This is a genomic window from Chrysosporum bergii ANA360D (genome assembly GCF_029891735.1).
Classification (GTDB): Bacteria; Cyanobacteriota; Cyanobacteriia; order Cyanobacteriales; family Nostocaceae; genus Umezakia; species Umezakia bergii.
In genome coordinates, this window is record NZ_JANQDH010000017.1 from 1 (window position 1) to 2,018 (window position 2,018).

A 2,018-nucleotide genomic window follows, 5' to 3' on the forward strand; every position below is an offset into this window, starting at 1 on the left:
TTCGCCGAGTCTCTCTCTGAGACACCATCCAGATCGTTACGCCTTTCGTGCGGGTCGGAACTTACCCGACAAGGAATTTCGCTACCTTAGGACCGTTATAGTTACGGCCGCCGTTCACCGGGGCTTCGGTCGTCAGCTTCATGTTTCCACTGACCAACTTCCTTAACCTTCCGGCACTGGGCAGGCGTCAGCCCCCATACGTCCTCTTTCGAGTTGGCGGAGACCTGTGTTTTTGGTAAACAGTCGCCTGGATCTCTTCACTGCGACCTGCCTTTCGGCAGGCACCCCTTCTTCCTAAGTTACGGGGCCATTTTGCCGAGTTCCTTAGAGAGAGTTATCTCGCGCCCCTTGGTATTCTCAACCTCCCTACCTGTGTCGGTTTCGGGTACGGGTACTATATGTTCATCACAACCCTAGCTTTTCTTGGCACTTTCCTTCACCACTCGACCGTCGTAACGTTCTTCCCAATCCATTCAGGGCGTGGCTATCTTTCATGCGTCCCTAGTTTTGCTCCCATATTGTAGTCCGGGATTGTTGACCCGGTCTCCATCGACTACGCCTTTCGACCTCGCCTTAGGTCCCGACTAACCCAGAGTGGACGAACCTGCCTCTGGAACCCTTAGGGTTTCGGGGCATTGGATTCTCACCAATGTTTGCGCTACTCAAGCCGACATTCTCACTTCCGTCTCGTCCACAGCTGCTTGCCGCTACTGCTTCTCACTACTACGGAACGCTCCCCTACCGATTATTTCTAATCCCACAGCTTCGGTACATCACTTAGCCCCTTTCATTTTCGGCGCAGGATCGCTTGACTAGTGAGCTATTACGCACTCTTTCAAGGGTGGCTGCTTCTAGGCAAACCTCCTAGTTGTCTTTGCAACCCCACCTCCTTTTTCACTTAGTGATGATTTGGGGACCTTAGCTGGTGGTCTGGGCTGTTTCCCTCTTGACGATGAAGCTTATCCCCCACCGTCTCACTGGCAATGTGATCCTTGGGTATTCTTAGTTTGCCTCGATTTGGTACCGGTCTCCCAGCCCGCACCGAAACAGTGCTTTACCCCCCAATTTTTTCATTACCGCTGCGCCTCAACACATTTCGGGGAGAACCAGCTAGCTCCTGGTTCGATTGGCATTTCACCCCTAACCACCGCTCATCCGCCGATTTTTCAACATCGGTCGGTTCGGACCTCCACTTGGTTTTACCCAAGCTTCATCCTGGCCATGGTTAGATCACCAGGGTTCGGGTCTATAAATACTGATTAGCGCCCTTTTCAGACTCGGTTTCCCTTTGGCTCCAGCATTCCCGCTTTAACCTACCAGTACCTATAAGTCGCCGGCTCATTCTTCAACAGGCACGCGGTCATCCGTTTAATCGGACTCCCACTGCTTGTAAGCTCACGGTTTCATGTTCTTTTTCACTCCCCTCCCGGGGTTCTTTTCACCTTTCCCTCGCGGTACTTGTTCTCTATCGGTCACACAGTAGTATTTAGCCTTACGAGATGGTCCTCGCTGATTCATACGGGATTTCTCGTGCCCCGTACTACTCGGGATTCAGCTTCTATCCTTTGACTTTCGACTACAGGACTTTCACCCCCTCTGGTGCAGTATTTAGCTGCTTCGTCTAGTCTCTGGATTCGATGTTGCTGTCCCACTACCCCAAGAGGTATACCCCTTGGTTTAGGCTCTTCCCCTTTCGCTCACCACTACTCGGGGAATCTCTTTTGATTTCTTTTCCTCTGGCTACTAAGATGTTTCAATTCGCCAGGTTCGCTCTTTCCTGTCTATATATTCAACAGGCAGTGTTCAGGGTTGCCCCATTCGGATATTTCCGGCTCTCTGTTTGCTTCCAACTCCCCGGAACTTTTCGCAGGTAACCACGTCCTTCTTCGCCTCTGTGTGCCTAGGTATCCACCATGAGCCCTTATTAGCTTGACCACTTGGTTCTTCACTTACTTCTATCTTTCGATTTCGGCTCTCTTATCTATCTATATGCAGTTTTCAAGGTTCTGGCTGGTTCT

1 rRNA gene is annotated in these 2,018 nt (G+C 51.1%); it reads right to left on the reverse strand.

Annotated elements, in window-relative coordinates:
• Window positions 1-1,935, reverse strand: a 23S ribosomal RNA gene (locus NWP17_RS02605); the annotation flags it as partial.
• Between the last annotated feature and the right edge of the window lie 83 nt (window positions 1,936-2,018).